The sequence below is a fragment of the Lichenicola cladoniae genome (genome assembly GCF_013201075.1).
GTDB classification, from domain to species: domain Bacteria; phylum Pseudomonadota; class Alphaproteobacteria; order Acetobacterales; family Acetobacteraceae; genus Lichenicola; species Lichenicola cladoniae.
In genome coordinates, this window is record NZ_CP053708.1 from 607,848 (window position 1) to 634,494 (window position 26,647).

Here is a 26,647-nt window from a genome sequence, read left to right on the forward strand (position 1 = left end):
GGGGCCAGGGCGCTGCCCTGGACCCGCCAAGGGCCAAAGCCCCTGGATCCCGATTTGAGGTCTCCAGAGGACGACTGTCCTCCGGCGGTCAGGGCTGAGCCCTGCTGGATCAATAAACGCGCTTCTTCGGCGGAAACACCGACACTTCGTTGGTCATGGTCTGCATCCGCACCGGACGATACGACATCGAGACCTCGCCGTTGTCGCCCAGATACGAGACCGAGTGCTTCATCCATTCGGCATCGTCGCGATCCGGGTAATCGTCATGCGCCTGGGCGCCCCGGCTTTCCTTGCGCGCTTCGGCACTGGCCATGGTGACGGTGCCATTGGCGATGAGGTTCTCGAGCTCGAGCGCCTCCATCAGGTCGCTGTTCCAGATCAGCGACCGGTCGGACACGTTGATGTCGCGAAGCCCACCCCAGAGACGGTCGATCTTTTCCACACCCTCGCTCAGGCTGGCGGAACTGCGGAACACGGCGGCATGCGCCTGCATGGTCCGCTGCAGGTCCTCGCGCATGGTGGCCACACGGGTGCCGCCCTGCGCATGACGCAGCTTGTCGAGCCGGTCGAGCGAGCCCTCGCCGGCACGATCCGGCATCGGTGCGATCTTGTCGCCCGGCTTGATGATTTCGGACGCACGGTTGGCGGCGGCACGGCCGAACACAACGAGATCGAGCAGTGAGTTGGTGCCGAGACGGTTGGCGCCATGCACGGATACGCAGGCTGCTTCGCCCACCGCCATCAGCCCGGGCACGATCGCATCCAGGTTGGACGGCGTCGGGCGAAGCACCTCGCCGTGATAGTTCGTGGGGATGCCGCCCATGTTGTAGTGGACGGTCGGCAGCACCGGGACCGGGTCCTTGGTGACGTCGATACCCGCGAACACCCGCGCTGTCTCGGAAATCCCGGGCAGGCGCTCATGCAGCAGGTCGGCGCCGATATGCTCGAGATGCATCATGATATGATCCTTGTTCGGACCACAGCCACGGCCTTCGTTGATCTCGATGGTCATCGAACGTGACACCACGTCGCGGGACGCAAGGTCCTTCGCGGTCGGTGCATAGCGCTCCATGAAGCGCTCGCCTTCTGAATTGGTCAGGTAACCGCCTTCGCCACGGCAGCCTTCGGTCAACAGGCAACCGGCCGGGAAGATGCCGGTGGGATGGAACTGGACGAACTCCATGTCCTGGGTCGGCACGCCGGCGCGCATGGCCATGCCGCCGCCGTCACCCGTGCAGGTGTGAGCCGATGTGCAGGACATGTAGGCGCGGCCATAGCCGCCGGTGGCCAGCACCACCATGTTGGCGCGGAACCGGTGCATGGTACCGTCCTCGAGACACCAGGCCATGACGCCGCGGCAGGTGCCGTCCTCGTCCATGATCAGGTCGAGCGCAAAATATTCGACGAAGAACTCGACGTTGTGCTTCAGGCTCTGCTGATAAAGCGTATGCAGGATGGCATGGCCGGTTCGGTCCGCGGCAGCGCAGGCGCGTGCCACAGGAGCCTTGCCGTAATCCGACATGTGGCCGCCGAACGGCCGCTGGTAGATGCGTCCATCCTCGGTGCGCGAAAACGGCACGCCGAAATGTTCGAGCTCCTGGATCGCCGGCACCGCCTCGCGGCACATGTACTCGATGGCATCCTGGTCGCCGAGCCAGTCCGATCCCTTGACGGTATCGTACATGTGCCAGCGCCAGTTATCCTCGGCCATGTTGCCAAGCGATGCGCCGATGCCGCCCTGTGCCGCGACCGTATGGCTGCGTGTGGGGAACACCTTGGTGATGCAGGCGGTCTTGAGGCCTGAAGCGCCCATGCCCAGCGTCGAGCGAAGCCCGGAGCCACCGGCTCCGACGACCACTACGTCATAGGCATGATCCACGATGGTGTAGGCACGGGTGGAGGGCAGCGTGATCGCGTTCATCTATCACTCATTCCAATCGGCCGTTCGTCAGCCGGCCTGGCAACACAGCATTCGGGATCTTGGCCCAACCTACATTGGGTCTCAGACTGCCGTTGGCCAGAAGGCCATCTTCAGGATTGCAACAATTGCAAACAGGGCAAGCAGCAAGGCTGCGCCCTTGTTCAGCAGCGAGACCGCCAGGTGCGAGCGGGTGTCGTTGACGTAGTCGTCGATCACCACCTGCAGTCCGAGCTGCATGTGGTGGAACGTCATGATCACCAGCGCGAGCAGCAGGACGGTGTTCACCGGCCGTCCGGCCCAGTGGACCACCGCAAGCTGTTGGGCACCCAGCAGGGTCAGCACCGACACCACGAACCAGATGGTCAGCGGTATCAGCGCGATCGACGTCAGCCGCTCGACCCACCAATGCTCGACGCCGGACTTGGATGCGCCGAGGCCGCGCACCTGTCCCAGCTGCGACCGCATGGTTTCGACGTGAAAGGGCTTGTCCGCCATCGTCTCAGTTTCCCGACACGGCAGCGGCGACCGGCGCCGCATGCGTCCAGAGGCTGAGCCCGATCGCCCAGATCAGCAGGGTCAGGATCACGGTCGCCGCTATAGTGATCAGCGCGGTCTTGTGGAACACCGGTTTGGCGAAACCATAGCCTGCATCCCAGGCAAGGTGACGCAGGCTGGCGGCGAAATGAAAGACCAGTGCCGCAGTCCAGCCGAACAGCACGATCATGCCGAGCGGATTGCCGACCACGCGCTGGACGGTGTCGAACCCGACGGGGCCACTCGCCGCAGCGACCAGCCACCAGACCAGGAGCAGCGTTCCCAGCGAACTGACGATGCCCGAAATCCGGTTCGCGCCCGAGAGCACCATCGTCAGCTGCAGGCGGTAGACCTGCAGGTGCGGAGACATCGGGCGGCGCACCAGGGTGCCGTCGCTTCGTTGCGCCACGAACAGCGCGTCACGGACATCCTTCATGGGAGTACGGGATACTTCCTTGATGTGGCTCCGGAATATCCGGAATCCTCTTTGGGCCGATTGGTCCTACGCCCCGCCGAACAGACGGTCAACGCAGTTACTGTGCAGTGCAACATAATGATCGAAGACCGTTTCTTCAGCGAATACACAGGCGATAGAGACGATTCCTCAAGTCCAGCCGGACAAGTCCCGCCTGTTCTGCACGCGATAGCCAGGCCTGTGCCTGCGCCGGCATGATCTCCAACGCATGGGCCACTGCTTCGGGTGTGTGCGGCCCGCTTGCCAGCAATGCATGCAGCTGCACGCTGAACGCGTCGAACAATGCCGCATGTCCTACCGGTGTCGGCGGCGCAGCCGGCTCGGCCGTCCTGGTGGAGGGAACCAGGCGCAAGGGCGTCCGGACCGGGGCGATCGCATCGCCTGCGGGCCGGTCGCGCAGAGGTGAAGACGCCTGCGGCTCGGCGAACCCGACCAGGCTAGGGCCCGGCGCTCGCGTCGACACCAGCCCCGCGTGATCGAAGCCGGACGGGTCGGTTGCGAACGGTCGCGGTTCGGTCATGGCAGGCGCGGCTCCGGGGGCCGACAGCAGCGTGCGGGGGCTGATGGTTCCGGGCGGCAAGGCATGCGCGCCGACACGCATAAGCCGGCGGGCATCATGGTCGGCATCGCGGACCCAGATCGGCACCCAGCTTCGCTCCAGGGCCTCGATCGCACCGGCCCAGCGGTCGCCGTCGCGGCCGACCCCGACCAGCACCGCAGCATCCGAAAGACCATAGAGGCAGCGTTCGGCCGAAGAGGCCGACGATACGGCAGGCACCGCTTCCGGCTCCCGGTCCGACACCAATGCCAGGGAACCGGTCATGGCCGGATCGGCGGGTTGCCGACCGATCAGGTTCAGCAGGGCGTCGGCCACGACCATGATCGTCGCCCCGCCACGAGCTCGCCCGGCGAGCATCGCCTTGCCCTCGATGCCGCGTCCGGCGGAGATGGTGGACAGGCCGGCCGTCGCGGCCTGCTCGGCAAGACGCGTGGCGAAGCCGCCCGCATCGGCGGTGGCCTCGTCGCCGGCGATCAGCGCGATGCCGCCCCGGTTGAGCAGCGCACGATCGCCGACACCGAACAGGACCGGCGGTGCATCGCCCCGCAGGCGACGCTTCAGGCGTTTCGGATAATCGGGATCGGCCCGTCCGATCGCCCAGATCCCAGCGATCCGCCAGCGCTCGAGACAGGCTGACAGTGCCGCGTGCCGGCCCAGCAGGTCGACAATCCGGCCAGCCGGAACTGTATCGTGCCAGCCGTCCAGATACCGGTCCGGATCCCGCAGGAGGTCGCCGGGTTGGAGCTGGCGCTTCTTGAGCCAGCCTGCGAGCCGGCCCCATTGGGTATCGTCGAGCGGTTCATGCGTGGCTGCCGCGAGGGCGCCACCGCCGAAACGGCCGGTCAGGAGCAGCAATGCCTGCGTCTGCAACGTGATGGACATTTTGTCCTCATGTGAACCGGCGGCCGGTTTTCCGGCACTCGACCGTCGAATGAACCCTACCCGCTATGGGCTGGTCCTCTTGTCGAAGTCGGCGGACCGAGCGCCGGCGGCGGTAGGTCGATGACCGGCGGAACGATCAGCGTCGGCGCCGTCAGCGCGGGTGCGCCCGGCGATTTTGGAATACCGGTTGGGCCGTGCACCACATCGACCGGCACCAGGGTCGGCCATGGCAGGGACGTGACATGAACCGGATGATGTAGGTCCGCCCAGGCCGGACGGTACGCCGTCGCCAGGTGGCGCAGTGCCAGGTAGAGCGCCACCTGGGCCAGGATGGCGACGACGACGCCGAGGAGGCGCACGAACGGTGCGCGCGGCGGGCGTGGCGGCGCGGCGCCCGGCCGCCAGACGTAGAACGGCTCCGGCGGGCGCCTTGCCAGTCCGAGCCGGGCGAGAAGCGGGCTCAGGCGACTTTCTCTGCCAACAGATCGAGGGCGATCAACGCCTCGGCGATCTGCACGGCATTCAGGGCCGCACCCTTGCGAAGGTTATCCGACACGCACCAGAACGCCAGCCCGTTCGGCACGGTTGGGTCGATGCGCAGCCGGCTGACATAGACCGCGTCCTCGCCGGCGCAGTCGATCGGGGTCACGTAGCCGCCATCCTCGCGATGGTCGTGCAGCACCACGCCGGGCGCATCGCGCAGAAGCTGGCGGGCGCGTTCCAGGTCCACCGGCTCCTCGAACTCGACCACGATCGATTCCGAGTGGCCGATGAACACCGGCACCCGCACGCAGGTGGCGATCACCGCGATGTCGGGATCGAGGATCTTGCGTGTCTCGACCGCCATCTTCCATTCCTCCTTGGTCGCGCCGTCGTCCATGAAGCGGTCGATATGCGGGATCACGTTGAAGGCGATCTGCTTGGTGAACTGCTCCGAGGTCGGCGGATCGCCGACGAAGCTGCCCTTGGACTGCACGAACAGCTCGTCCATGCCTTCCTTGCCGGCGCCGGACACGGCCTGATAGGTCGAGACCACCACGCGCTTGGCGGTGAACTCGTCGTGCAGCGGCTTCAGCGCCACCACCATCTGGATCGTCGAGCAGTTCGGATTGGCGATGATGCGACGCTTGGTGAAGCGCTTCAGTGCGTCGGCGTTCACCTCCGGCACCACCAGCGGCACGTCGTGATCCATGCGGAACTGGCTGGTGTTGTCGATCACGATGCAGCCGGCGGCGGCGGCGCGAGGCGCATGCACGGCCGAGATCGCGGCACCGGGGCTGAACAGGGCCAGGTCCCAGCCGGTGAAATCGAATGTCTCCAGGTTCTGCACCTTGAGCACGCGCTTCTCGCCGAAGGAAATTTCGTGCCCGACCGAGCGGTGCGATGCCAGGATGGCGATCTCGTCGATCGGGAAGTTGCGCTCGGCAAGGGTCTTGATAATCTCGCGTCCGACCGCTCCGGTGGCTCCTACGACGGCGACGCGATAACCCATGGTCCTGGTCCTTGGCTCCTCGAGCGGGCAGGCTCCGAGGTCGGTTCCAGCCGGCGAGGCGATGTGGGAGAAGGGTCTGCTAGCGCGTCGGGACGGTATCGCGCAACAAATGACCGAGCAGCCGAGACCTGCACCGTATCTGGTGGCAGGCGTCGGTTGCGACGGAACCGCGTCTTTCCAGGTCGCGTTCCGGCCACACTTGAAATCGAACCAGTCGGGGGACTGCGCTGAATGGCGGATGCGCCTGGAGAACCGGGGCAGCCGCCGCGCTGGCAGCCGATCGGCAAGAACGGCATCGGCCGCAGCCTGGCCGATGATGCGCGCGTGTGGTTCACGCTCGGCAACGGCATCCTGAACGAGATCGCCTATCCGCGGATCGAGCAGACCGCGGTGCGCGACTTCGGCCTGATCGTGACCGACGGGGAGACCTTGTTCGCCGAGGAGCGGCGGCACTGCACGACCGAGATCGAGCCGATCCGGCCGGGCGTGCCCGCATACCGCCTTACCGGCACCCATGAGGGCGGGCGGTTCCGGCTGCACAAGCGGATCATCGCCGATCCACGTCGTCCGGCGGTGCTGCAGCATGTGCGGCTCGAGGATTTGGCGCCTGCGGACGCCGATCGCGGACGCAAGCTGCGGCTGCACGCACTGCTGGCGCCGCACCTGGTCAATGTCACCGGCATGGGGACGGCCTGGGTCGGCGACTACAAGGGCCAGGACATGCTGTTCGCCGAGGCCCAGGGTACAGCAGTGGCGCTCGCGGCCAGCTGCGGCTGGCGGGCCCGGTCGGCGGGGTATGCCGGCATCAGCGATGGGTGGCAGGACCTGTCGCGCCATCGCCGGATGACCTGGGAATACGAGCGCGCGATCAACGGCAACGTCGCCCTGACCGGTGAACTGGATCTCGACGAGGACCAGCCGGACCTGGTGATCTCGATGGCGTTCGGCCGGATCTGGACCGAGGCCGCGATGCGCGCCCGTGCCGGCCTGCTCGAGCCGTTCGATGCGCTCGAAGCCGAATACGTCGCAGGCTGGAGCGGCTGGCTCGGGAAGACCCGCCCGGTCGCCGATGAGTTGCTCGGCGCCTACCGCACCAGCCTGATGGTGATCCGCACGCATGAATGCCCGTCCGTGGCCGGTGCCCGGATTGCCAGCCTCGGCGTACCGTGGGCCGCATTGCAGAGCAACGACTACCCTGCGGCATGCCATCTGGTCCGGGCCCGGGACGTGGTCGCGGCGGCGACTGCGTTGCTGGCCGCTGGCGACAGCAGCTCGATGATGGCGTCGCTCACGTACCTGCACACCGTCCAGGAACCGGACGGGCACTGGCCGCAGAATTTCTGGCTCGACGGCATGTCGGCCTGGCAGGGAACCCAACTCGACGAGACTTCGGAGCCTGTGCTGTTGGCCGACCTGGCCTGGCGGCACGGGGTTTTCGACGAGGACGGCTTCAGGCAGGTCTGGCCGATGGTCAGGGCGGCCGCCCTGGCGCTGGCCCGGCACGACCCGATGGACGGGCAGGATCGCTGGGGTCGTCCCGATGGGCTGAAGCTGCACACCCTCGGCGCCGAGATCGCCGCACTGCTGATCGGCTCGCACTGGGCGGCCCATGCCGGCGAGCCTGATCTGCACGGCTTCCTGCTCGATACCGCCGACGCCGTCCATGAATTCCTGGTGACGCTGCTCGACGAGCCCGGCTCACCGGCGTCCGAGGATGGGCCGGAGGCCGACCCGGACATCATCTCGCTGGTGCTGTTCGGGCTCATGACGGTCGATGATCCCCGTCTGGTCCGGGCACTCGCCACCATCGACGCGAGCCTGAAGGTCGAGTTGCCGGGCGGCCCTGCCTGGTGCCGGCGTGGCGACGAGGGATTGCCGCCGAGGCTGGTGCTGACCGCCGAGCGTGCCCTGCTCGCCGTAGAGGCCGGCCGTCTGGACGAGGCGGACCGTCTGGTCCGGAGCCTGCAGGCCTGTGCCGGGGATGGTGGCATGCTGCCCGAGCGGGTCGACAACGAGAATGGCCGGGGCGGGATGGTGATGCCGCATCTCTGGACCCATTCGAAGCACGTCAAGCTGCTCCGCTCGATCGACGACGCCCAGGATTTCGGGCGGCTGCCCAAGGTTCGGGAGCGGTATGCGGGCAAGAGCGCGATCGCCTCGCGGATCGCGCGCTGGCGGCACGACCACGAGTTGCGCGAAATGCCGCAAGGGCGTGTGCTGCGGGTCGAACTGCCGGTGGCGGCCGATGTGCATTGGAGCGACGATGGCTGGGTCAGGATCCAGGACACGCCGGTTGCGGAGATCGGTCCGGGAATCTTCGTGGCCGAACTGCCGACGGCCGGGCTCGAGGCCGGCAGCATGGTCGTGTTCACCTGGCGCGAGCATGGCAGCGGCGCCTGGGTCGGGGTCGACCACCATATCGCCGTGGTGACGGCGCCGGGCCTTTCGTAAGCCGCCCGGGCGAGTACCGGGTCATCCAATCAACCTTGCATCAGGAGCCTCCCCATGGATCCAGTCGGAGAAGTATCGTCGTCGGCCAAGTCGAAGGAGAAGCTGGCGGCGCCCGCAAGCGCCAAGGCTCCTCCCTGCACCCTGGTGATTTTCGGCGCGCATGGCGACCTGACCAAGCGGTTGCTGATGCCGGCCCTGTACAACCTCACTGGTGCCGGACAGCTCAATGACGATTTCAAGGTCATCGGCGTCGATCGTGTCGAAGGGTCGGACCAGTCCTGGCGCGACGAACTCGGCAAGACCATGCAGGAGTTCACCACCGATCCGAATGCGGAGTTCTACACGCCCGAGATCAACAAGGACTGGTGGGGCGGCCTGACCTCCCGCTTCGAATACATGCAGGCCGACTTCACCAACCTCGACCAGCTTGGCCAGCTGAAGCAGAAGGTGACCGGCAACGCCGTGTTCTACCTGGCCGTGGCCGGGCGTTTCTTCGGAACCATCGTGGAGAATCTCGGCCATGTCGGCCTGATCACCCAGGCGGACAACGCGTTCCGTCGGGTGGTGATCGAGAAGCCGTTCGGGTCCGACCTGGAGAGTGCCAAGGAGCTGAACGCCCGCATCCTCAAGGTGCTGGACGAAGGCCAAGTCTACCGGATCGACCATTTCCTCGGCAAGGAGACGGTCCAGAACATCCTGGCCATGCGGTTCGGCAACGGCGTGTTCGAACCGCTCTGGCGGCGGGAATATGTCGACAGCGTGCAGATCACCGCCTGCGAGACGGTCGGTGTCGAAGGCCGCGGCGCATTCTACGAGCCGACCGGCGCGCTGCGCGACATGATCCCGAACCACCTGTTCCAGCTGCTGGCGATGGTGGCGATGGAGCCGCCCAACTCGTTCTCGGCGGAAACCGTGCGGAACGCCAAGGAGCAGCTGTTCGAGGCGATTAGGACGATCACTCCGGAAAACGCGATCCGTGGGCAGTATACGGCAGGCAAGGTCCAGGGCAGGGACGTGCTGGCCTATCGCGACAGCCCCGGCGTGGCAAAGGACAGCAACACCGAGACCTATGTCGCGCTGAAGCTCGACATCGACAACTGGCGCTGGTCGGGCGTGCCGTTCTACATGCGCACCGGCAAGTCGCTGACCGGCCGCCTTACCGAAGTCGTGGTGCATTTCAAGCAGGCGCCGTTCGCGATCTTCCAGGATACGCCGGTGGACAAGTTGTCCCCCAACAACCTGACGCTGAACATCCAGCCGACCCAGGGTGTTACCCTGGGGATCAGTGCCAAGATCCCGGGACCGAAGATGGACCTCGGCGGCGTCGAGATGAGGTTCCGCTACGAGGACGCCTTCAAGCTGACCCCGAATGTCGGCTACGAGACGCTGCTCTATGACTGCCTGACCGGCGACGAGACGCTGTTCCAGCGTGCCGACAACATCGAGGCTGCATGGCGTGTGGTCGATCCGGCTCTCAAGGCTTGGGCCGCCGATGCCTCGGGGCCGGAGCTCTACGAAGCCGGAACGTCGGGGCCGAAGGGTGCGGACGATCTGCTGGCCAGGGATGGCCATGCCTGGATGCCGCTGAACCGCGACTAGGTCCGGGATCTCGGTGGCCGGTATCGCTCGGCGATGCCGGCCTGCCCGGGGATTTCAGGCCGGGGTGAACCGCTTCACCAGCGCGGACAGCTTGTGGCGGCGCAGTTCGTGGCGGGCCTTGGCACCCGATGCCATGTAGTTGAGCTGGATCGCGTAGCGCCGGCCGACGAAGGTGCGGTGGCCGTGATAGGTCGTCGGACCGTTCGGGAACGCGAGCAGGGTGCCATCGACCGGCGGCACCTCGACGGCATAATCCTCCAGGTCGTCCGGTCCGCGCAGCAGGCGCAGGCAGCCATCCTGCTTCGCCCAGTCGGCCGTTGCCGGGTTCAGATAGAGCAGGATGGTGACCAACTTGGCGGTCGAGTCGGTGTGGATCTGGCCATCCTTCTCCCGCGTGCGGCCACGCATCGTCAGCATGGTCAGGCTGTCGTCGAGGTCGAGGTCGAAGCGGGTCGCGATCGCCTGCCGCAGCATCGGCCCTTCGAGCTCACGGATCAGCTCGGCCGCCGCCCCGCGCAGTCTCAGTGCCGAAGGAGGATAGGATCCGCCACCCGGGATATCCGGCAACGACGCGAGCACAGCCTGCAGGCTGGCGGGCGGTACGAAGCGCGGGATGACGATGTGGGGGAACGGGTCGGTCGCGACGGGCCGGGCGAAACCGGCATAATCCAGGCTGAGCGATACGATCGCGGTGTCCTGCATCGGCGTAAGGCTGTCTGGCATCGTCTGCTGTCCGGATCAGAAGTCCGGTAGTTAGGTCCGGGTAGGCCGGTGTTGCAAGCTGGGGGGTGCCGGACGCCTAGCCGCGGAGCGGATGGCTGGGATGCAGGATCGTGGTGGTCGACAGGAACTGCGCGCAACCGAGTTGGCCGTCGCAGCAGGGCAGCGGCGCGTCGTCGGCGTCGACGGCAAGCTTGTAGTCGCCAGCCCTGTAAGAAGCATGCAGCAACAAGCGACCATGACCTTCACAGGTAAAGTGCGGCTTCTCGACAGTCATGCGTAGTTCCGAAGCTTGCGCACCGGCTGTCATGACTGCCAGGAACAGCGGCAGAGCCAGGATGGTCTTGGTCATTCTTCGGCTCCGATCTTTGGACAGACTGTCGCAGGATCAATGAATAAACCGCTGGAAAGGTTACATCGCTCGCTTTTCGTTGAAGCGGCTACGAAATGAGATAGTCAGCGGGTGCGAAACGGAGATGGCGCCTTCTGGTCAGAATTGAGCACCCGCGATTTTTGCAATGCGGCATAAACTATTGATCAGGTCGGGCGCTGGCTGTATCGCCGGATCATGTCGTTGCCCCAGACCACGCAGCCCTCCAACGATCCGGCGCCGATCACCAGGCCGGCGATTGCCTCGTCCGGCCCGCTGAAACTGCGCGACCCCGGCACTCCCGACGGTCAATCGCTGCCCAACCGATCCATCGGTCCGCTTGCCCTATACCGCCTGTATGTAACGCAAGGACGACTGGACGAGGATCCGGAGCAACTTCGGGCGGCGGCGCGTCTCGACCAGCTTTGGCAGGCGCTGATCGATCGGGCCAACGGTCCCGGGCCATCGAGATCGATGCTTGGGCGGCTGCTTGGGCGATTTCCGCGTTCCACCGCACCGCGTGGCGTCTATCTGGTCGGGCAGGTGGGTCGGGGCAAGTCGATGCTGATGGACCTGTTCTTCGAGCAGGCTCCCGGCACGTCCAAGCGACGGGTGCATTTCCACCGCTTCATGCAGGAGGCGCACGCGCGGGTTCATGCCTTGAAGCAGGCGCAGCCGGATCTTGCCGATCCGATCCCGGTGCTGGCGGATGCGATTGCGTCCGAGACGATGCTGCTGTGTTTCGACGAGTTCCAGGTCAACGATATCGCCGACGCGATGATCCTGGGCCGGCTGTTCGATGCGTTGTTCCTGCGCGGCGTGGTGGTGGTGACGACCTCCAATACCTCGCCCGGCCAGTTGTTCCAGAATCGCCCTGGCGCCGACGCCTTCAAGCCGTTCATCACCCGCCTCGACCAGGAACTGGACACCGTCCTGCTGGACAGCCCCCGGGATTACCGGCGTGGCGGCATTCGCGGCGTGGCGACGTGGCATGCGCCTGCCGACCAGCGCGCGGAACAGGCACTGGATGCGGCGTTCGAGCGTCTGTCCAATGGCAAGGCGACGCATGCGGAGACGGTCGAGGTGATGGGGCGGCATGTGCCGGTCCCGATCGCGGCGGATGGTATCGCCAGGTTCGACTTCGAAGCGCTGTGCGCACAAGCGCTCGGCGCCGGCGATTATCTGGCGCTGGCGCGCCGCTACCCGACGATGATCATCGACGGGATTCCGCGGCTCGGGCCTGAGAATTTCGACGTGGCCCGGCGCTTTATCGTCCTGGTCGACGCGCTGTACGAAGCCAAGGTGAAGCTGGTCGCATCGGCCGCCGACCAGCCCGACCGGATCTACGAGCATGGCGAAGGAGCGACCGCGTTCGAGCGCACGGCGTCCCGCCTCGAGGAGATGCAGACCGAGGCCTATCTGGCACTGCCGCATCTGGATTAGCCAACCTGTCGCAGGCCTGGATCGCCTCGAACACACGGCATCCATGACTGGCACACACTTGTCGCGATCAAGGCGAAGGATTAGCACGATCCGCCTTCCGGCTGGTTTTTCCGGGTTTCTCCGGCGGGCTTTACTGCTCTAATCCGTGATTATCGGGGAACGCATGGCTCGTAAAAAGATTGCCCTCATCGGCGCCGGCAACATCGGTGGCACGCTCGCTCACCTCATCGGCCTGAAGGAGTTGGGCGACGTCGTGATGTTCGACGTGTTCGGTGGCGTTGCGGCCGGCAAGGCGCTCGATCTGGCACAATCTTCCCCGGTCGACGATTTCGACTGTGCCTATAGCGGTGGCTCCGACTACGCGGCGATTGCCGGGTCCGACGTCGTCATCGTCACGGCCGGCTTTCCCCGCATGGCGGGAATGTCCCGCGACGACCTGCTGACCAAGAATGCCGAGGTCATCGGCCAGGTCGCGGACGGGATCCGCACGCATGCGCCGAACGCCTTCGTCATCGTCATCACCAATCCACTCGATGTGATGGTCGCCGTGATGCAGGAGAAGTCAGGCCTGCCTGCCAACATGGTGGTCGGAATGGCCGGCGTGCTGGATAGCGCCCGCTTCCGCCTGTTCCTGGCCCGCGAGTTCGACGTATCCGTCGAGGACGTGACCGCGTTCGTGCTGGGCGGCCACGGCGACACCATGGTGCCGCTGACCCGCTATTCGACCGTGGCCGGCGTGCCGGTGCCCGACCTGATCAAGATGGGCTGGACCACGCAGGACAAGATCGACGCGATCGTGAAGCGCACGGCGAACGGCGGCGGCGAGATCGTCAAGCTGCTCGAGCGTGGGTCGGCCTTCTATGCCCCGGCCGCCGCGGCCGTGGCGATGGCCGAGAGCTTCCTGAAGGACAAGAAGCGCGTCCTGCCCTGTGCCGTGAAGCTGAACGGCGAATATGGCCAGTCGGACTTCTATGTCGGCGTGCCGGTGGTGATCGGGGCCGGGGGCGCCGAGCGGGTGCTCGAGGTCGCGTTCACGCCGGAGGAGAAGGCTGCCTTCGACGCCTCGTGCGACGCGGTGAAGAAGCTGCTCGCCGACTTCCGCGCGATCGGCGCCTGACATGACCGACATCGTGATGCCCCGTGCAGCGCGGTGTCGTTCGCAACCAGGCCGGGCAACTGGCCTGGTAATTGCTAACGTCCGGGTAGTAAGCCTGTGCTGCTCTGCGTTCCGGCCATCAATTCGGCGCAAACCATGCGTTTAAAGCATTCCTGGGGGCGTGGATTGAACGCGTCGCTGGATCGTTCGAAACGTTATGTCGGGCATCGGGATGTTCAGGTTCGAGCGGCGTGATGCACCGGACCGACTAAGGAGAGCTCATGGCGGGCGTCGATATTCTGGCAACGGCCTTCAGTGGCGGTAACGCTGCCTTCCTGGCCGACCTTTATGCACGCTGGGTTTCCGACCCGGGCAGTGTGGATCCCAGCTTCGTTACCTTGTTCGCCGCTTTGGACGACGAGGCGGTGTCGGTCCTGCAGGATGCCTCCGGTGCATCCTGGTCGCCGCGGCATTTCGAGGTCGAACGCCCCGACGCGCCTGTTCCGGCGGCTGCGAAACCAGCGTCCGGCAAGGACGGTTCATCCAGCAAGGCCGCTGCCGCTGCTCCGGCTGCCGCGGCTGCGGACCAGATCCGGGCCAGCGCCGACGACAGCCTCCGGGCGATGCAACTGATCCGTGCCTATCGCGTGCGAGGCCATCTCGAGGCGCGCCTCGATCCGCTCGGGCTGCAGATCCCGAAATCCCATGCTGATCTCGACCCCGCGACATATGGCTTCACCGCCGCGGACCTGGACCGGCCGATCTATCTCGGACGCGCCATGGGGCTGCTGCTCCGGAGCGAGGTCGCCACCATTCGCGAGATCCTCGTTGCGATCCGGTCCGCCTATTGCGGTCCGATCGGCGCAGAGTTCATGCACGTCCAGGATCCTGCCCAGCGCGGCTGGTTGCAGGCCCAGATCGAGGACCGGAACTGGCGCGAGGCGTTCGCGCCGGACCAGAAGAAAACCATCCTGCGGCAGCTCGACGAGGCGGAGGGTTTCGAAGCCTTCTGCCAGAAGCGCTATGTCGGCACCAAGCGGTTCGGGCTCGAGGGCGGCGAGGTGGCGATCCCGGCGCTGCACACCATCATCCAGCAGGCCGCCCGCGACGGGGTTCGCTCGGTCGCCATCGGCATGCCGCACCGCGGCCGCCTGAACACGCTGGTGAACGTGGTGCGCAAGCCGTACACCGCGGTGTTCAGCGAGTTCGCCGGCGCCAGTTTCAAGCCCGACGACGTCCAGGGCTCGGGCGACGTGAAGTATCATCTCGGCACCTCCACCGACCTCGAGATCGAGGGGCGGCAGGTGCATATCTCGCTGCAGCCGAACCCGTCGCATCTCGAGGCGGTCGATCCGGTGGTGATCGGCAAGATCCGTGCAGGCCAGGATGCGTCCGGCGACACCGCCACGCGTCGTAGCGGCCTCGGCATCCTGATGCATGGCGATGCGGCATTTGCCGGCCAGGGGCTGGTATACGAGACCATGGCGATGAGCCAGCTGATCGGCTACCGCACCGGCGGCACCATCCATGTCGTGGTGAACAACCAGATCGGCTTCACGACGGTTTCGGCGCACGCGTATTCCGGCCTCTATTGCACCGATATCGCCAAGGCCGTGCAGTCGGCGATCCTGCATGTGAACGGCGACGAGCCGGAAGCGGTGGTGTTCTGCGCACGTCTCTGCGCCGAATTCAGGCAGAAGTTCGCGGCCGACATCGTGCTCGACATCGTCTGCTATCGCCGTCACGGCCACAACGAGAGCGACGAGCCGGCCTTCACGCAGCCGACCATGTACAAGGCGATCCGCGGGCGCCCGACCACGCGTACGCTCTACGCCGACCGACTGGTGCGCGAAGGCGTGCTGACCGTCGAGGAAGAGCAGGCCGGCTGGAGCGCGTTCCAGGCGCAGCTCGAGAACGACTACAAGGCGTCGCAATCCTATCGGCCGAACAAGGCCGACTGGCTCGAGGGCGTGTGGACCGGCATGAAGCAGTCCGGCGAGAACGGCCAGTCGTCCGACCAGCCGACCGGCCTGCCGATCGAGATGCTGAAGCAGATCGGCCTGGCACTCGGCACGGTGCCGAAGGACTTCAACGCGCACTCGAAGATCGTTCGCCAGCTCGAAGCCAAGCTGGCGATGTTCGAGAGCGGGCAGGGGATCGACTGGGCCACCGGCGAGGCGCTGGCGTTCGGCGGACTGCTGCTGGACGGCCATCGCGTCCGTCTGTCCGGCGAGGATTGCCAGCGCGGCACCTTCAGCCAGCGTCATGCCGTGCTGATCGACCAGACCAACCAGAACGAATACGTGCCGCTGAACAACATCCGCTCTGCCGATGCCGGTGGCCAGGCGGGCATCGAGATCTACAACTCGCTGCTGTCCGAGTTCGGCGTGCTCGGCTTCGAGTATGGATATACCCTCGCCGATCCGAGGACGCTGGTGTTGTGGGAGGCGCAGTTCGGCGACTTCGCGAACGGTGCGCAGGTCATTATCGACCAGTTCATCGCGTCCGGCGAAACCAAGTGGCTGCGCATGTCCGGACTGGTGATGCTGCTGCCGCACGGCTACGAGGGCCAGGGGCCGGAGCATTCGTCCGCGCGCCTGGAACGCTATCTGCAGCTCTGCGCCGAGAACAACATGCAGGTCTGCAACATCACCACGCCGGCCAATTATTATCATGCGCTGCGTCGCCAGATGAAGCGCAACTACCGCAAGCCGCTGATCGTCATGACGCCGAAATCGCTGCTGCGTCACAAGCTGGCGGTCAGCCCGCTTTCCGACATGGAGGCTGGAACCTGGTTCAAGCCGGTCATCGAGGAAACCGATGCGATCGGACCGGCGGCCAAGGTGAAGCGCGTCGTGCTGTGCTCGGGCAAGGTCTATTACGATCTGCTGGCCGAGCGTCGGGAGCGGCAACTGCAGGACGTCGCGATCCTGCGTCTCGAGCAGATCTATCCGTTTCCGGACGAGGAGCTTGGACGGGCCCTGGCACCCTACAAGAATGCCGAGATCATCTGGTGCCAGGAAGAGCCGGAGAATGCCGGAGGCTGGACCTTCGTCGATCGCCGGATCGAGGCGGTGCTGAAGCGGCTGGGGCTCAAGGTGAACCGCCCCGCCTATGCCGGGCGCATCGCCGCGGCTAGTCCGGCGACCGGATTGGCGCGGACCCATGGCACACAGCAGGCAACGCTGGTGCGCGATGCACTGGGCGTCCAGGCGACGGCCGACGAGAAGGCCGCCTGAGCGATCCACTACGCGAACCGGAGCGTCTGGCCACTCTCCGGCATGAACGATACAAATGAGCCGCTGCGCCGCGGCGACCCTTTGGACGGTCTGGCCGACCGTCCGGGTCGGCCGTGACCTGATGCCAGAGATAGACTGAAGGAAGCCGATGTCTGCCGAAATCAAGGTGCCGACGCTTGGTGAAAGCGTGACGAGCGCAACCATCGCCCGCTGGCTGAAGCAGCCCGGCGAGACGGTCTCGGTGGATGAGGCCGTCGTCGAGCTGGAGACCGACAAGGTCAGTGTCGAGGTCTCGGCACCCGAGGCTGGCGTGCTGGGTCCGCATGAAGTCGCTGAAGGTGCCGAGGTCGAGGTCGGCGCGTTGCTGACGGTGGTCGAGGCGGCCGGTGCGGGGTCAGCGGCAGCGTCTCCGGCTGCGAAGCCGGCTCCCGCTCCGGCTCCCGCTGTTCCGGCAGCAGCCGCACCGGCTCCCGCTGGCCAGACCGGTGGCATCCAGCCGCCGCGTCCGACCAGCGGTCCGGTCGCACGGCCTGCGACGCCGCCATCAGATGTGCAGCGTCCGGCTCACGATCCGCTCCCGGCCGCCCAGAAGATGATGACCGAGAAGAGCGTCGAGGCGTCCACGGTCGGCGAGGGCACCGGCAAGGACGGCCGCATCACCAAGGGCGACGTGCTGGCATTCCTGGAGCGTCCGGCGCAACCGGCCGAAAAGCCCGCGCCTGCCAAGGCTCCGGCGCGCACCGACGATCCGCGCGAGGAGCGGGTCAAGATGACCCGTTTGCGCAAGACTATCGCCAGCCGGCTGAAGGATGCGCAGAATACCGCGGCGATCCTGACCACCTTCAACGAGGTGGATATGTCCGCTGCGATGAAGATGCGCACCGACTACAAGGAAGCCTTCGAGAAGAAGCACAACGGTGCGCGTCTCGGCTTCATGTCGATCTTCGTGCGTGCCTGCATCTCGGCACTCAAGGAGTTTCCGGCGGTCAATGCGCAGATCGACGGCGACGACATCGTCTATCGCAACTTCGTGCACATGGGCATTGCCGTCGGCGGCCCGAGTGGCCTCGTCGTGCCGGTGCTGCGCGATGCCGACCAGATGGGTTTCGCGGAAATCGAGCGGTCGATCGCCGGCTTCGGCAAGCGGGCCCGCGATGGTGCGCTGAAGCTCGACGAGCTGACCGGCGGCACCTTCTCGATCACCAACGGCGGCATCTACGGCTCGCTGATGTCGACGCCGATTTTGAACCCGCCGCAATCCGCGATCCTGGGCATGCACAAGATCATGGACCGTCCGATCGCGGTGGCCGGCCAGGTGGTGATCCGGCCGATGATGTACGTGGCGTTGTCGTACGACCATCGTGTCGTCGACGGAAAGGAGGCGGTGAGCTTCCTCGTCCGCCTCAAGGAAAGCGTGGAGGATCCGCGCCGCCTGCTGCTTGAACTCTGAGCACTGCAGCGGCCGACCGGGTTCTGACACCAAGCCAAGCGAGACCATGACGATGTCGATCGAGATCAAGGTACCAACGCTGGGTGAAAGCGTCACCACCGCGATCGTGGCGAAGTGGCTGAAGCAGCCCGGCGAGCAGGTCGCGGCGGATGAGGCCGTGGTCGAGCTCGAGACCGACAAGGTCAGTGTCGAGGTCTCGTCGCCATCGGCCGGCGTGCTGGGCGCACAGGCCGTTGCGGAAGGCGCGGAAGTCGAGGTCGGCGCCGTGCTGGCGACTGTCGAGGCGGGCTCCGGCACCGCTCCGGTCGCTGCCGCGGCCCCCGCTTCGGCTCCGGCACCTACCCCGGACACGGCGTCCTCGACCGGCAGCTACCTGCCGCAGCCGGCGAGCGCGTCCGCGAACGCATCGGTCCAGGCAGACGTGCCGGCCTCGTCGGCACAGGTCGCGAAACCGGCCCCGCCCGCACCGACCGGCGCGCCGGCAGCGGCGGCGGGCGAGGTGGGCGAGACGGACTACGACCTCATCATCATCGGCTCTGGGCCGGGTGGCTATGTGTGTGCGCTGCGTGCGGCACAGCTCGGGCTCAAGGTGGCCTGTGTCGAGAAGCGGGCGACTCTCGGCGGCACATGCCTCAATATCGGCTGCATTCCGTCCAAGGCGCTGCTGCAGAGTTCCGAGAACTTCCATGAAGCGGCCACGGGTTTTGCCGCGCACGGCATCATCATCGGCGAGGTGAAGCTCGACCTCGCGCGGATGCACGCGCGCAAGGCCGAAGTGGTCGGTGCCAACGTCAAGGGCGTCGAGTTCCTGTTCAAGAAGAACGGCGTCACCTGGCTCAAGGGGGCCGGCCGCATCTCCGCCGCGAACACTGTCGAGGTGTCGGGCGAGGGCGGCGCCAAGAGCTTCCGGGCGAAGAGCATCGTCATCGCCACCGGCAGCGACAGCATCTCGCTGCCCGGCCTTGCCATCGACGAGAAGCAAATCGTGAGCTCGACCGGCGCGCTGGAGCTGGAGAGCGTGCCGAAGCATCTCGTGGTCATCGGCGGCGGCGTGATCGGACTGGAGCTCGGCAGCGTGTGGATGCGCCTCGGCGCCAAGGTTACGGTGATCGAGTATCTGGATCGCCTGGTGCCGGGCATCGACGGCGAAGTGGCCAAGGCGTTCGAGCGGGTCCTGTCGAAGCAGGGCATGAAGTTCAAGCTCGGGCACAAGGTCATCAAGGTCGAGACGAGCGATGCCGGCGCTGTCGTCACCGTGGAGAAGGCCAAGGGCGGGACGTCGGAGACGATCGAGGCCGATATCGTGCTGGTCGCGGTTGGCCGGCGTGCGGTGACGGACGGGCTTGGTCTTGCCGAGATCGGCGTGGCGCTGGACGAAAAGGGCCGGGTCAAGACCGACGGGCATTATGCGACCAGCGTCGCGGGTATCTATGCGATCGGCGATGTGATCGACGGGCCGATGCTGGCGCACAAGGCCGAGGACGAGGGCGTGGCGCTGGCCGAGATGCTGGTGGGCCAGGCCGGGCACGTCAATTACGGGGTGATCCCGGCGGTGATCTACACCTGGCCGGAAGTGGCGGGGATCGGCCGGATCGAAGAGGATCTGAAGGCGGAAGGTGTCGACTACAAGGTCGGCAAGTTCCCGTTCAGTGCGAACGGCCGCGCGCGCGCGATGAACTCGACCGACGGGTTCGTGAAGATACTCGCCGATCGCAAGACCGACCGGCTACTCGGCGCGCATATTCTCGGGCCGGATGCCGGGACGCTGATCGCCGAGCTCGCGACCGCGATGGAGTTCGGGGCAAGTGCCGAGGACGTAGCGCGGATTTGCCATGCGCACCCGACCCTGAACGAAGCGGTGAAGGAAGCCGCCCTGGCAACCGAAGGCCGCGCACTCCACGTATAAATGGATTGCAAAGGCCTCGCCTTTGACGGGGTCCAGGGGCAGCGCCCCTGGCCTGCTTCCATAATCCGGAGATCCCCATGCTGGCGCTGACGATGGGAGACCCGGCCGGCGTCGGTCCGGAGATCACGCTCTGGGCTTGGCACGCCCTGCGGCGCAGCGGCCCAAGCTTCGTATTGTTGGCAGACCCCGACTGGATCGCATCGATCGCGCATGGCGTTGCCACGATCCGGCCGGTGGCATCGATTGCCGAAGCACGCGCCGTGTTCCATGAGGCTCTGCCGGTCATGGCGGTGTCTGCTCCACTGGGCAGCACGCCGGTGCCCGGACATCCCGATCCCGGGAATGCAGGTGCCATCACCGCCAGCATTGCCGATGCCGTTCGGCTGGCGATGGCGGGCGACGTCGATGGGGTCGTGACCAATCCGATTGCGAAGGCAGTCCTGAAGCAGGCGGGCTTTCCCTATCCGGGCCACACCGAATATCTGGCGGCGCTGACCGATGCGTCGGGCCGCGAGGTGATGATGCTGGCCGGGCCGAGCCTGCGGGTGGTTCCGGTGACCATTCACGTGTCGCTGCGCGAGGCGATCGAGCGTCTGTCGACCGACGAGATCGTGCGGGTTTCGCTCACCACGGTTGCCAGCCTGAGCCGTGATTTCGGGATCGCCCGGCCACGGCTGGCGGTGGCCGGGTTGAATCCGCATGCCGGGGAGGATGGGCACATGGGCGCCGAGGACATCGACATCATCAGGCCGGCGATCGAGCGGCTGCGTGGACAGGGGATCGACGTGGTCGGACCGATGCCGCCGGATACGATGTTCACCGCACCCGCCCGGGCACGTTACGACGTCGCGGTCTGCATGTATCACGATCAGGCCCTGATCCCGCTCAAGACGCTCGACATGGCGCAGGGCGTGAACGTCACGCTCGGCCTCGACCTGGTGCGGACGTCTCCGGACCACGGCACTGCGTTCGACATTGCGGGACAGGGTGTGGCCGATCCGGCCAGCCTGATCGCGGCGTTGCGCCTGGCAGGCAGTATTGCGGAACATCGGAAGACAGCGTGATGGCAATGGCACCAATACGATTGGGCGTGAACATCGACCACGTCGCGACGGTCCGGAATGCGCGTGGCGGCCGTCATCCGGACCCGCTCGAGGCGGCCCTGGCCGCGGTGGAGGCGGGAGCGGATGGCATCACCCTGCACCTGCGGGAGGATCGCCGGCATATCCGTGACGATGACGTGGAACGTATCCTGGCTGCGCTGACGGCGCCGATCAATCTGGAGATGGCGGCAACCGACGAGATGGTCGGGATCGCCCTGCGCCATGCCCCGCATGCCTGCTGCATCGTGCCCGAGCGACGGGCCGAGGTGACCACCGAGGGCGGGCTGGACGCGGCCGGGCAGATCGAGGCGCTGGCGCCGAAGGTCGCGGCCCTGCGTGATGCCGGCATACGAGTGTCGTTGTTCATCGATCCGGATCCGGTGCAGATCGAGGCTGCGGCGAAGCTCGGCGCTCCGGTTGTGGAACTGCACACCGGCGCCTATGCCGAGGAGCGTCGCGGAGAGTTGGCCAGGCTTCGGTTCGGCGCGGCGCTGGCAGCGTTGCGCGGCATCGAGGTGCATGCGGGCCACGGGTTGACCTACGCCAACGTTTCCCCGGTTGCGGCGATCGAGCAGATCGCCGAGCTAAATATCGGTCACTTCCTGATCGGGCAGGCGATCCTCGACGGGTTGCCGCAGGTTGTCCGCCACATGAAGGCGTTGATCGACGCCGCACGCTGAAAACGGAGATCATACGATGGAATACGCAAGACTTGGCCGCACCGGCCTGAAGGTATCGCGTCTTTGCCTCGGCTGCATGACCTATGGCGAGCCCAATCGGGGCAACCATGAGTGGACGCTGGGCGAGGAGCAGAGCCGCCCGTTCATTCGCGAGGCGCTCGAGGCGGGCATCAACTTCTTCGATACCGCCAACGTCTATTCCGATGGGTCGAGCGAAGAGATCGTCGGCCGAGCGCTGCACGATTTCGGCAAGCGCGACGAGATCGTGCTTGCCACCAAGGTGCACGGCGTCATGCGGAAGGACCCGAACGGCGGCGGCCTCTCGCGCAAGGCGATCCTGGCCGAGATCGACAACAGCCTCAGGCGGCTCGGCACCGACTATGTCGATCTCTACCAGATCCACCGCTTCGACCACGAGACGCCGATCGAGGAGACGCTGGAAGCGCTGCATGACGTCGTGAAGGCGGGCAAGGCGCGGTACATCGGCGCATCGTCGATGTATGCGTGGGAGTTTGCCAAGGCGTTGTACCTGGCCGACCAGCATGGCTGGACCCGGTTCGTCAGCATGCAGAACCACATGAACCTGCTGTATCGCGAGGAGGAGCGCGAGATGCTCGGCCTGTGCATCGAGGAGGGGATCGGGGTCATTCCCTGGAGCCCGCTCGCACGCGGCAAGCTGGCCCGGCCGAACGGCGACGGCGGCACCGACCGCTCCCGTACCGATGCGTTCCAGCGCAAGCTGTATGACGCGACGGTGGATGCGGACGGCCGCGTGGTCGATGCGGTCGGTGAAGTCGCCGAGGCGCATGGGGCGACGCGGGCGGCGGTGTCCCTGGCGTGGCTGCTGGCTAAGCCCGGCATCACCGCGCCGATCATCGGGGCGTCCAAGCCGCATCACCTGCAGGATGCGCTGGCGGCCCTGACGCTGTCGCTGAGCGCCGACGAGATCAAGCGGCTGGAAGCGGACTACGTGCCGCACGCCGTCGCCGGCTTCTGACGCGATTGCTGGCGCCGGCTGATCCCGGCGCCGGTTTCGATGGCAGTCTTCTTCACCGCCGACACGCATTTTGGTCATGGCGGCGCACGCGGGCTCTATCGCCGGCCGTTCGACAGCGTGCCTGCGATGGATGCGGCGATGACGTCGAACTGGAACGGCATCGTCGGTCCGGACGATGAGGTCTGGCATCTCGGGGATTTTGCCGTCGGCCCGACACCCGAGCGGGTCGAGGCGCTGCTGGATGGGCTCGCCGGTATCAAGCACCTGATCACCGGCAACAACGATCCGGATGCGGTGCGGTCATTGTCCGGCTGGCACAGCGTGCAGCCTTACGCCGAACTCATGCTGGACGGCGTCGGCTGCGTGCTCTGCCATTACGCGTTCCGGAGTTGGCGCAACATGCACCGTGGCTGGCTCAATCTTCATGGCCACTCGCACGGAAGGCTGAAGCCGGTGCCGCGGCAGTTCGACGTCGGCGTCGATTGCCGTGGCTTCCGGCCGGTCAGCCTGCGGGAGCTGACCGGTTCCTCGTAGATCGTGTCAGGACCGAAGTGGTCTTGCCGCGGCGTTATCCATGTGCGGGACGTCCAGGTCGGACAACTTGCGATGCGAGGTTTCGGGCAGGAAGAACAGCGTGATCACGAAGCCGACTGCGCAGAACGCCATCGGATAGATCAGGCCGGCATACGGATTGCCTGTCTCCGTCACCAGAGTCAGGCTCACGATCGGCAGGAAGCCGCCGAAGATGCCGTTGCCGACATGATACGGTATCGAGATCGAAGTGTAGCGCACCCGGCTCGGGAAGTTCTCGACGATGAAAGCGCCGTACGGTCCGTAGATCGCGGCACAGATCACGACCGCCGCGAACACCGCGATCGCGATCCTGATCCCATCGACGCCCGCCGGGGTGACCGCGCTGCGGATCGCCATGAAGATCGGCACGTAGAACAGGAGTGCCGCGGCCATTCCTGCGAGCATGAGCGGCTTGCGCCCGATCCGGTCGGACACGGTTCCGAACAGCACGAAGAACGGGCTGCCGATTGCGACCCCTGCGGCCACGGAAAGCGTTGCCGTCAGGAAATCGACCTTCAGGATGCTCTCGATATAATACAATGCATAGAAATGGGCGGTGTAGAAGGTGGTCGCCTGCGCGCATGCGGCCCCGAACAGGAACAGCAGGATGCGTCGGCGATTGATCGGGTCCGCGATCGCGTCGTGGACCGGCAGGCGGGCGACCTGGCCGGCTTCCTTCAGGCGCAGGAACACCGGGGATTCGGACAGGGACATCCGGATGCGGACCGAGACCACCACCAGCACCGTCGACAGCAGGAACGGGATGCGCCAGCCCCAGCGTTCGAATGCCTCCTGTCCGAAACCGAAGCGGCAGGCGATCACCACGATCAGCGACAGCAGGAAGCCGCCGGAGGCCATGGTCTGGATGTAGCTGGTCCAGCGCCCGCGTGCGCCATCCGGGGCATGCTCCGCGACATAGCTGTTGGCGCCGCCATATTCACCGCCTAGGGCGATGCCCTGGATCAGGCGAAGTAGAACCAGCAGCACCGGTGCCAGGTAGCCCGCGGTGGCAAAGGTCGGCAGCAGACCGATCGCCGCGGTCGATATGCCCATCACGACCAGCGTCACGAGGAACGTCGTCTTGCGTCCGAGACGATCGCCGACATGCCCGAAGATCACCGCACCCAGCGGCCGGACCGCGAAGCCGGTGGCGAACGCGGTAACGCTGACCAGCATCGCCGCCACCGGATCGTGCCCGGGATAGAACAGGCGGGAAAACACGATCGCCAGGCTGCCGTAGAGGAAAAAGTCGTACCATTCGATGATCGTGCCGACGCTGGATGCAAGCACGAGATAGCCGGGCGATATTCTGGTGCTTCGGCCGCCTGTGCCGTCGCGGTTCAGATTGGCATCCATGGTGTCTCTCCCTTTGGGGCACGGTCCGCTCTGATGGCAGCCTCGTGCGCAATTCTGGATTGCTGATGATGATGGCCCTACCGGGTGCTGCCTGCGGTTTCGGTAGCGGGCATGGGCGTAATCAAGCCGGTCCGGCCTTCCAGATCTCACGGTAGAGCGCGGTGATGTCGGACGATTCCGGGACGCGCGGATTGTTGCCGGGCGACCCCGAGGCCAGCGCCTGCTCCGCCATCAGCGGCAGAAGCGACGTCCAGCGGTCGGGCTCGATGCCGTAATCGCGCGGCGTCGGAACCTGCAGTTCCTCGTTCTTTGCTTTCAGGGCCGCGATCAACCTGTGGTTCGCTTCCGCGTCGCTCGTTGCGGGAGCGGCCAGGCCCATGGCCCGTGCGGCTTCGGCGTAGCGTGCGTCCGCGCCGGGGATCGACCATGCGGTGACGGCGGGCAGCAGCATGGCGTTGGAGAGGCCGTGCGCGACATGGAAGTGCGCGCCGATCGGACGGCTCATACCGTGCACGAGTGCCACGGAGGAGTTGGAGAACGCCATGCCCGCCTGCAACGCGCCGAGCATCATCGCCTCGCGCGCCGCATGGTTGGAGGGCTCGGTGCATGCGGTCGAGATATTGGGCCAGATCGCCCGTATCGCCGCGAGCGCCAGCCCATCGCTGAACGGGTTCGCCTGCTTCGAGACATAGGCTTCCAGCGCGTGCGTGAGCGCATCGAGCCCGGTATCTGCGGTCAGCCGCCAGGGCTTCGACAGGGTGAGTTCGTAATCGACGATCGCGATGCGGGGCAGGTAGGCCAGCCCGACGCACAGCATTTTCTCCTGTGTCTCCGCGTCGCTGATGATGGTGAAGCGGGTCGCTTCCGACCCCGTGCCGGCCGTGGTCGGCACCGCGATCACCGGCAGGCCGGCGGTGTCCTGCATATGCGGGAACCTGAGCTAGCGCGGCGTGGTCGCGTGCAATGCGAGAACCGCCACCATCTTGGCGGTGTCGATCGGGCTGCCGCCGCCCAGGCCGATGATGCAGTCCTGCATACCGCCGCGCAGGGTGTGCATTCCCGCCTGCACGGAGGCGACCGTCGGGTCCGGAACCACGTCCGCGAACACGCGTGGCGCCATTCCGGCATCGCGCAACAATGTGAGCACCCGGTCCAGCACGCCGCTTCCGGCCATAAAAGGATCGGTGACGATCAACGGTGCCGACAGTCCGAGTTGGGCGAGTGCGCCTGGCAGCTCGCGAACCGCACCGCCGCCGACACGGAGTGAACCCGGAAGATAGAGCGCTCTCATGGCCATTCCCCTTGCCGGCACGACGATAACCCTCCTGTTCGGAAGAGAACAACTCGCAGTCAATCCGCCGCGGCGGGTGGACCCCGTGCGGGGCTGGTTCGCGGCACCGAAGGTCGGGCGGAGACCAGGCTCCGCCCGTTGCTGTCAGCTCGCTGGAGCAGAAGCAGTCGCGGTCGATGGCTTCAGTACCGCATCGAGAAGCGGCTCCAGCACCGGCACGACGAGCGGCAATAGCGGCAGCGCCTGATTGAGCGTCTGGACGACTGAGGTACTGCCTTCGCTCCGTGCGATGGCAATGGCTCCGCCGATGGCTGCGCTGGTGAGGGCTGCGTAACGGGCCGTGCCGTTCTGGCCGAGCGCGCCGGCGACGGCGAGCGAGACTGCCGAGAGGCCGGCATAGGTGGATGGCTCGGCAAAACGTGCGATCAGGTTGGACAGGAACGATTTCATCGTTCGAAACTCCTAAACAGCAGGGAATGAATGACGTCGCGATGACGTCGGTCACACGGA

21 protein-coding genes and 1 pseudogene are annotated in these 26,647 nt (G+C 65.9%); 11 read left to right on the top strand and 11 right to left on the bottom strand.

Annotation, left to right across the window (positions count from 1 at the left end; translation table 11 throughout):
- Positions 1–109 precede the first annotated feature (109 nt).
- The 6 genes from sdhA to HN018_RS02625 form a co-directional block, all read right to left on the bottom strand.
- The gene (sdhA, locus tag HN018_RS02600) at positions 110–1,921 is read right to left on the bottom strand and encodes a succinate dehydrogenase flavoprotein subunit (RefSeq protein ID WP_171836813.1); all 1,812 of its coding nucleotides are present in this window, start codon (positions 1,919–1,921) and stop codon (positions 110–112) included.
- Between the two features lie 81 nt (positions 1,922–2,002).
- Positions 2,003–2,416 carry a succinate dehydrogenase, hydrophobic membrane anchor protein gene (gene sdhD, locus HN018_RS02605; protein WP_171836814.1) on the bottom strand — a complete coding sequence of 138 codons (414 nt, stop codon included), beginning with the start codon at positions 2,414–2,416 and terminating at the stop codon, positions 2,003–2,005.
- 4 nt (positions 2,417–2,420) lie between these two features.
- The gene (gene sdhC / locus HN018_RS02610) at positions 2,421–2,891 is read right to left on the bottom strand and encodes a succinate dehydrogenase, cytochrome b556 subunit (RefSeq protein WP_171836815.1); all 471 of its coding nucleotides are present in this window, start codon (positions 2,889–2,891) and stop codon (positions 2,421–2,423) included.
- A gap of 136 nt (positions 2,892–3,027) precedes the next feature.
- A complete protein-coding gene (locus HN018_RS02615) occupies positions 3,028–4,371 on the bottom strand; it encodes a DNA-processing protein DprA (protein ID WP_171836816.1) in 1,344 nt (447 codons plus the stop codon).
- A 56-nt stretch (positions 4,372–4,427) separates the two neighbouring features.
- A complete protein-coding gene (locus HN018_RS02620) occupies positions 4,428–4,730 on the bottom strand; it encodes a hypothetical protein (RefSeq protein ID WP_171836817.1) in 303 nt (100 codons plus the stop codon).
- Between the two features lie 101 nt (positions 4,731–4,831).
- Positions 4,832–5,863, bottom strand: coding sequence for an aspartate-semialdehyde dehydrogenase (locus HN018_RS02625; protein ID WP_171836818.1), 1,032 nt, complete (start codon positions 5,861–5,863; stop codon positions 4,832–4,834).
- A 231-nt stretch (positions 5,864–6,094) separates the two neighbouring features.
- Between HN018_RS02625 and HN018_RS02630 the strand changes: the two genes are divergently transcribed.
- Both HN018_RS02630 and zwf read left to right on the top strand, forming a co-directional pair.
- Positions 6,095–8,314, top strand: a complete 2,220-nt coding sequence (locus tag HN018_RS02630) for a glucan 1,4-alpha-glucosidase (protein ID WP_171836819.1) — start codon at positions 6,095–6,097, stop codon at positions 8,312–8,314.
- 54 nt (positions 8,315–8,368) lie between these two features.
- The gene (gene zwf, locus HN018_RS02635; RefSeq protein WP_171836820.1) at positions 8,369–9,913 is read left to right on the top strand and encodes a glucose-6-phosphate dehydrogenase; all 1,545 of its coding nucleotides are present in this window, start codon (positions 8,369–8,371) and stop codon (positions 9,911–9,913) included.
- Between the two features lie 54 nt (positions 9,914–9,967).
- On the opposite strand, the gene HN018_RS02640 is transcribed toward zwf, so the two are convergent.
- Positions 9,968–10,636 (bottom strand): 2OG-Fe(II) oxygenase family protein, encoded by a 669-nt coding sequence (locus tag HN018_RS02640; protein WP_239478965.1) that lies wholly within the window; start codon positions 10,634–10,636, stop codon positions 9,968–9,970.
- A 76-nt stretch (positions 10,637–10,712) separates the two neighbouring features.
- Entirely contained in the window at positions 10,713–10,985 is a 273-nt protein-coding gene (locus HN018_RS02645; protein WP_171836821.1) for a hypothetical protein, read from the bottom strand.
- A 300-nt stretch (positions 10,986–11,285) separates the two neighbouring features.
- On the opposite strand from HN018_RS02645, the gene zapE reads away from it, so the two are divergent.
- The 9 genes from zapE (at position 11,286) to HN018_RS02690 (ending at position 23,451) form a co-directional block, all read left to right on the top strand.
- The gene (gene zapE, locus HN018_RS02650) at positions 11,286–12,446 is read left to right on the top strand and encodes a cell division protein ZapE (RefSeq protein ID WP_408886780.1); all 1,161 of its coding nucleotides are present in this window, start codon (positions 11,286–11,288) and stop codon (positions 12,444–12,446) included.
- Between the two features lie 163 nt (positions 12,447–12,609).
- Complete coding sequence (gene mdh / locus HN018_RS02655; protein ID WP_171836823.1) at positions 12,610–13,563, top strand: malate dehydrogenase; 954 nt, start codon at positions 12,610–12,612, stop codon at positions 13,561–13,563.
- A gap of 260 nt (positions 13,564–13,823) precedes the next feature.
- Positions 13,824–16,781, top strand: coding sequence for a 2-oxoglutarate dehydrogenase E1 component (locus HN018_RS02660; RefSeq protein WP_171836824.1), 2,958 nt, complete (start codon positions 13,824–13,826; stop codon positions 16,779–16,781).
- Positions 16,782–16,929: 148 nt separating this feature from the next.
- Complete coding sequence (gene odhB / locus HN018_RS02665) at positions 16,930–18,231, top strand: 2-oxoglutarate dehydrogenase complex dihydrolipoyllysine-residue succinyltransferase (protein WP_171836825.1); 1,302 nt, start codon at positions 16,930–16,932, stop codon at positions 18,229–18,231.
- A 52-nt stretch (positions 18,232–18,283) separates the two neighbouring features.
- Positions 18,284–20,137 carry a dihydrolipoyl dehydrogenase gene (gene lpdA, locus HN018_RS02670; RefSeq protein ID WP_171836826.1) on the top strand — a complete coding sequence of 618 codons (1,854 nt, stop codon included), beginning with the start codon at positions 18,284–18,286 and terminating at the stop codon, positions 20,135–20,137.
- A 77-nt stretch (positions 20,138–20,214) separates the two neighbouring features.
- Complete coding sequence (pdxA, locus tag HN018_RS02675; protein ID WP_171836827.1) at positions 20,215–21,201, top strand: 4-hydroxythreonine-4-phosphate dehydrogenase PdxA; 987 nt, start codon at positions 20,215–20,217, stop codon at positions 21,199–21,201.
- A 5-nt stretch (positions 21,202–21,206) separates the two neighbouring features.
- Entirely contained in the window at positions 21,207–21,920 is a 714-nt protein-coding gene (locus HN018_RS02680; protein ID WP_204259733.1) for a pyridoxine 5'-phosphate synthase, read from the top strand.
- Positions 21,921–21,936: 16 nt separating this feature from the next.
- The gene (locus HN018_RS02685) at positions 21,937–22,917 is read left to right on the top strand and encodes an aldo/keto reductase (protein WP_171836829.1); all 981 of its coding nucleotides are present in this window, start codon (positions 21,937–21,939) and stop codon (positions 22,915–22,917) included.
- Positions 22,918–22,956: 39 nt separating this feature from the next.
- Entirely contained in the window at positions 22,957–23,451 is a 495-nt protein-coding gene (locus tag HN018_RS02690; protein WP_171836830.1) for a metallophosphoesterase, read from the top strand.
- Between the two features lie 6 nt (positions 23,452–23,457).
- Here the strand turns inward: HN018_RS02690 and HN018_RS02695 are convergent, their stop codons facing one another.
- From HN018_RS02695 to HN018_RS02705, 3 genes and pseudogenes are all read right to left on the bottom strand, one after another.
- On the bottom strand, positions 23,458–24,846 hold the full coding sequence (locus HN018_RS02695; RefSeq protein WP_171836831.1) for an MFS transporter: 1,389 nt from the start codon (positions 24,844–24,846) through the stop codon (positions 23,458–23,460).
- Positions 24,847–24,967: 121 nt separating this feature from the next.
- Positions 24,968–26,137, bottom strand: a pseudogene (locus HN018_RS02700) (iron-containing alcohol dehydrogenase).
- A 144-nt stretch (positions 26,138–26,281) separates the two neighbouring features.
- Positions 26,282–26,587: a hypothetical protein gene (locus HN018_RS02705; protein WP_171836732.1), complete on the bottom strand. Its 306-nt coding sequence runs from the start codon at positions 26,585–26,587 to the stop codon at positions 26,282–26,284.
- Between the last annotated feature and the right edge of the window lie 60 nt (positions 26,588–26,647).